The organism is Limosilactobacillus sp. DJ3M12 (genome assembly GCF_947381695.1).
In the GTDB taxonomy this organism is placed as follows: Bacteria; Bacillota; Bacilli; order Lactobacillales; family Lactobacillaceae; genus Limosilactobacillus; species Limosilactobacillus kinnaridis.
Genome location: NZ_CANCWY010000038.1, coordinates 1 through 5,451, shown reverse-complemented (window position 1 = coordinate 5,451; position 5,451 = coordinate 1). Strand labels below are relative to the sequence as shown.

Sequence of the window (5,451 nt, the reverse complement as noted above, 5' to 3'; positions counted from 1 at the left end):
CTTTGCCTTAGACTTCCTTCAGATTCCACCTCACGGTGGACACCCTTGTCCTCAGCTCATGGTTCCGACTACTACGGTCCATAGCGGACTTTCACCACCTAGCTAATACCCATGCCGGGCGCACTACCAACAACTGGTGCTGTAATTAATATTTCAGTTGCAAAACCCGAAAAGACTCCAGGATTTCCCGTTCGCGCATATGCCATTTTCGATTAATATTAGAAAAAGCAGAGATAAATGAGACCTTTGAACAAATCTCCTTTAACTCTGCTTTCTTTTAAATTAGCCCAATCGCAAACGTTACGACTTGAACCAGTGAGCCAATTAATAATATTTTAACTGCACATGGAAATGTCTCTTTCTTAACTTGCTTAGCAAATAACATTCTTGTTTGCTTAACCACAAATGGGATAATCAATAAGGTTAACAAGACTGTCCATGGCGTGAAATGAAGAACCGCGGCGAAAATAATAGCTAAAAATGCTAAAACGTTCTTAATAGCAAATGCATATAGACCATTTTTCTGCCCAATAAAGTGAATAACTGTATGACGGCGATTGTCTTCATCTTCACCCGCATCACAAATATTATTTGCCAATAATAGGTTGGAGATCCACAATTCATCCGGTAAAGCAACGAGAAAGACGACCCCGATATTTGCCCAGGACCATGTAAATTGCTGGCCAACATTAATAAAGACAGAAATAAGGGTAATCATGAACCCCATTGTAAATCCCGAGGCAAATTCACCAACTGGCAACCCTGACAAAGGAAATGGACCAGAAGAGTAAAGAATGCCGATCGCAAAACAAAAGATTCCCATCCATAGTAACGGAAGGCCAACACGAGTAACTACATAGATTCCGATTAAGCCGGCTACTATACTAAAGGCAAGCAAGAGACCGAGAACTAAACGCGGTGAAATATTTTCCCGCCCAACAATATTTGTATTTTTCTTATAATCAACGGTATCAATGGCATGGTTATAATCATTATAATTATCCATCATATCAACCGCCATATTGAATAATAGCATTGCAATGAAAAACAGAACTGAATTTAGTAGGTTTAGAGAATGATAATAATAGACACTAAGGCAAACCCCGAGGAGCATCGGTAAGATACTGGCAGTTTTGGCCTTAATTTCTACTAATTCCAAAAAAACATTTAACGACATTTAGTAAATTTTCCTTTCATAATTCCTTAGTTGTTCGGTACAATATAGATGGTACACCATAACAAAGGAATTATCGATTAATGAAACAACATTTTTTCCATACCTATCCGGCGATTAATATCGCTCTAGGTAAAGTAAATCAAACAATTAATGACCGGATTACAATTAAAAATACCCAACTACACGATGCCCTGCAACAGATGGCCTCAAATGGTGGTAAATACCTTCGCCCAGCATTCTTCCTTTTATTTGCAAATATCAATTATCAAACTGCCGATGAGCAAGAAAGACTAATTAAAATTGCCTCTTCACTGGAGGTCTTACACATGGCCACTTTGATCCATGACGATATTATTGATGATTCACCTAAGCGTCGCGGAGCCGTCAGTGTCCAAGCCGCTTTTGGTAAAGATACAGCCGTCTATACGGGGGACTTCCTTTTTACTATCTTCTTTGACCTCCTCGTAGAAACAATGACCGGATCTCCCTATCTGACAAGAAATGCCCGGACGATGCGCAAAATTCTTACTGGAGAATTGGGACAGATGGATAATCGCTTTGATCTCAGTCAATCATTACTCAATTATTATCGCAATGTAAACGGCAAAACGGCTGCTATTTTTAGTCTTGCCGCTGAAGAAGGAGCCTATTTTGGTCATAGTGATCGTCGAACTATCAACTTAGCCAAACGAATTGGGCAAAATATCGGGATCAGCTTTCAGATATTGGATGACATTCTTGATTATTCGGGGGATGAACGCCTTAACAAACCTGTTTTAGAGGATTTAGCAACTGGTGTTTACTCCCTCCCCCTTCTTTTAACCTTGCAAAATCACCGACATGAATTAGAACCGTTACTTGCCAAAAAACGCCAAATGACGATTGAAGATATGGAAAAAGTCCAAAAGATTGTTGTCACTCATGGCGGTGTTAAAAAGGCGCAAGAAATTGCTACTAAGTTTACACAAAAAGCGCAAACCGAAATTGATCAATTAGTAGATAAGCATACCCGAAAGATGTTGAAGTTGATAGCAGATAAGTTATTGACGCGGGTAAATTAAAATAGAGTTTTAAAAAGGAGTAATCCTCACAGCCGAGATGGCTAAGGGTTACTCCTTTTTATTCGGAATTAATCTTTCCGTTTCTTATTTACTTTTGTTAAACCAAGTGCTGAGAGAAGACTAGCAAAACCAAGACCAATTAAGCTTGATGACTTTTGATTACCAGTTTGTGGCAATTGTTGAGCATCTTGCTTAGTAGTTGGTTGTGTTGATGAAGAATTAGTAGGTTCGACGATAGAAGTTTTGCCCTTCTTGGTAGTGACCTGGATAGTCATTGGTTGTGGTTCTTCATTCTTTTGTTCACCAGGTAATTGCGTGTTTGATTCAATTGCTGGTTGTTCGCTTGGCTGTTCTGTTGGTTGGGCAGTCGGTTGACTCGTTGGCTGTTCTGTTGGTTGAACAATTAGCTGACTTGTCGGCTGTTCTGTTGGTTGGGCAGTTGGCTGACTCGTCGGTTGTTCGCTTAGTTGACTCGTTGGCTGTTCAGTCGGTTGAGCGGTTGGTTGCTCGCTTGGTTGACTCGTTGGCTGCTCTGTCGGTTGAGCGGTTGGTTGCTCGCTTGGTTGACTCGTTGGCTGCTCTGTCGGCTGTTCTGTTGGTTGGGCAGTTGGCTGACTCGTCGGTTGTTCGCTTAGTTGACTCGTTGGCTGTTCAGTCGGTTGAGCGGTTGGTTGCTCGCTTGGTTGAGCAGTTGGTTGACTCGTTGGCTGATTATCCTTCTGTGCCTCTTGTTCTGCTATCTTTTGTTCAGCAACTAGTCTACCCTGTGCAATAGTTAAGTCTGATTGAGCTTGCTTAAGCTCTTCTATTGCAGTTATAACCTGGGCATCTGCTTTTTCTTTATTTTTCTTCAAAGAACTCAAAATTGATTGTTGAGTAATGACATCCTTATTTGCTTGCAAAGCTTCATCATTTGCATTATCTAAAGCCTTTTGCGCTTTTTCTAAATTAGCCTTACTATTTTCTAAATTACTCAAAGTTTGATTTAATGCTGTCAATTTATTTTGAGCATTCTTTAAATCATTATTTTTGGTATTGAGATTGTTTTGGGCAGTCTCAACATTTGATTGGGCAGCTTTAACTTCATCATTTGTTTCGTCTAAGGCCTTTTGTACTTGACTTAAAGCTTCAACTGCCTTAGATTGGGCAGCTTTAGCATCATCTAAGGCTTTTGCTTTTGTACCAACTTTAGCTTGAACATCTGCTAAGGTTTGATTTGCTTGATCTAGTTGTTTTTGTTCAAATTCTAGATTTTCTTGGCCCTTAGCAAGAGCAGCTTGTGTATCTGAAATTGCCTTATTGATCTTAGTAGAACCATTGTTTAATTCTGCTAGATTAGCTTGTAGACTCTGAACGTTATTTTGGGCTGATTTAACTGCATTTTGTGCATTAATTAAGTTCTGGTTTGCAGTTACTACATTGGCATTAAGAGTTTTAATTTTATCTTCTTGCTTAAAGTTTTGTAAGTATGAGTGTACTAAATCTTGATAACTATCGAAGTCCATTCCATTAACTGGATTAAATATAATTTCATCCATACTATCTGCATTATTCATCAATGGTTGAATCTCATATTCATTTCCAGCTAATCCAACATAATTAGCATCTGGTTTAATCATGGAAGTATAGTGGCCAATATATACTGGTTTATCATTCCAAAAATCAACATCTTTTTCCCATTCATCCTGAGTTAGAGGATAATTACTTTCAAAACTATATGTAGCTGCATCTGGATGGTCTTTAATATAGTTGTCAATATCAGCTTTTTCTTTCATCCAATTATCAATTGGATTAACTTCTCCAGCTGATATATCTTCTTCATCTTCATAAAACGGACCATATTTAGCAGTTAGTAAAATAGGATGATTAAATTCATCAGAGTAATGTTGAAAATCAGAGCTAAGCATAGCAATAGCTACAGCTGTCAAAGAAATTGATGGGTGACTCAAACCATACTTATCACGATAAGTCATCCAATACTGGTAATATCCTAGAGCCTTTTCTATATTATTTAATGATGTAGAGTCCTTTTCTTGCCCCAAATCAACAGCTTTTTTAGCCCACTCTACAGTAATATTTTGGTAGGCGTTTGGCTGACCAGTAACAATGTTATATGCAGTTTGAGCATCTTCTCTTAGACTTTCAGAATTATCTTTATTATCTGCGATTGACTTAAAGAAGCCAGCTGCTCCGCTTGTTTCATCTTGAGCAACTGGATTTTGTAAATCACTAAGCGCCTTTTGCGCAGTTGCTAATGCTTGTTGCTTATCTTTAACATTATTTTGAGCATCTGCTACGTTTTTCTTGGCTGCATCAATTTTATTGTTTAAATCTGCAATTTTCTTATTATTATCCGCCAATGCAATTTGATTTTGTTTTAAAACAGATTCATTACTACTATTCGTCTTTTTTATATTATCTAAAGTAGTTTGAACCTTTTGTACATTTTGTTCTGCTTCATTTAAGCCGCTGTTTTTAACATCATCTTCTGCTTTAGAAACGTTATTATCAGCATCTTGCTTTGCTAGATTCTTATCATTGACTAACTTTTGAGCATTAGCCTGCTTTTGCTTAGCATTATTTAATTGATCTTGAGCTCTATTTAATTCTGTATTTGCATCATTAACATTTCCCTGAGCGTTTTGAATAACTTTTTGTTGATCAGAAATATTTTTCTGCGTTTGTTTAATATTTTCTGGAGTTGCTTGTTGCGCAAGTTTTTCTGCATTATCTAAGTTATTTTGCGCCTGCTTAACAGCATCTTGTTTATTAGCTAAGTTTTTCTGACTATCTGTTAATTTAGACTGCTGTGTAGTGTAAGCATTATTTGCTGTTTGTGCCTTTTCCTGAGCATCTGATAACGCTTGTTCTTTACTATTTACATTTGATTGTGCACTATTAACCGCATTTTGTGCATCACTTACAGCGTCTTGAACCGTTTGGCTGGCTGACTCTGTAATAACAGTATTATTAGTTGCATCGGCACTCACTTTATTATTAGCACTCGCTAAAGTCGCAGCAGCCAATGTTGCAACAGCTACACTTGTATATCTTAATTTTTTCATTATTTACTCCTCCAACTATTTTCTCAATTTAGTACGCTTACATTCTAGTAAAACAATAACGTTTTTTCAAGTGGTGGATTATAGAATGAAGTTAGCCACCCAGTTGGTGGTAAATAAAAAACGCCATTCGGCGTGACATCAGGTATCA

Annotated in this window: 3 protein-coding genes and 1 pseudogene; 2 read left to right on the top strand and 2 right to left on the bottom strand. The window is 37.7% G+C overall.

The window, feature by feature from the left end:
- Positions 1-123 precede the first annotated feature (123 nt).
- Positions 124-216 (top strand): annotated as a pseudogene (locus QOS06_RS10300) (cyclase family protein); the annotation flags it as partial.
- 61 nt (positions 217-277) lie between these two features.
- On the opposite strand, the gene QOS06_RS10295 reads toward QOS06_RS10300, so the two are convergent.
- Positions 278-1,177, bottom strand: a complete 900-nt coding sequence (locus tag QOS06_RS10295; protein WP_283596017.1) for a prenyltransferase — start codon at positions 1,175-1,177, stop codon at positions 278-280.
- A gap of 80 nt (positions 1,178-1,257) precedes the next feature.
- Here QOS06_RS10295 and QOS06_RS10290 point away from each other — a divergent pair, with 80 nt between their 5' ends.
- Entirely contained in the window at positions 1,258-2,238 is a 981-nt protein-coding gene (locus QOS06_RS10290) for a polyprenyl synthetase family protein (protein WP_283596016.1), read from the top strand.
- A 68-nt stretch (positions 2,239-2,306) separates the two neighbouring features.
- Here the strand turns inward: QOS06_RS10290 and QOS06_RS10285 are convergent, their stop codons facing one another.
- Entirely contained in the window at positions 2,307-5,303 is a 2,997-nt protein-coding gene (locus QOS06_RS10285; protein ID WP_283596015.1) for an LPXTG cell wall anchor domain-containing protein, read from the bottom strand.
- Positions 5,304-5,451: the final 148 nt, after the last annotated feature.

Excerpts from the sequence above, each read along its gene's own strand:
- QOS06_RS10295 (WP_283596017.1), bottom strand. The coding sequence starts at position 1,177 with ATGTCGTTAAATGTTTTTTTGGAATTAGTAGAAATTAAGGCCAAAACT.
- QOS06_RS10290 (WP_283596016.1), top strand. The coding sequence starts at position 1,258 with ATGAAACAACATTTTTTCCATACCTATCCGGCGATTAATATCGCTCTA.
- QOS06_RS10285 (WP_283596015.1), bottom strand. The coding sequence starts at position 5,303 with ATGAAAAAATTAAGATATACAAGTGTAGCTGTTGCAACATTGGCTGCT.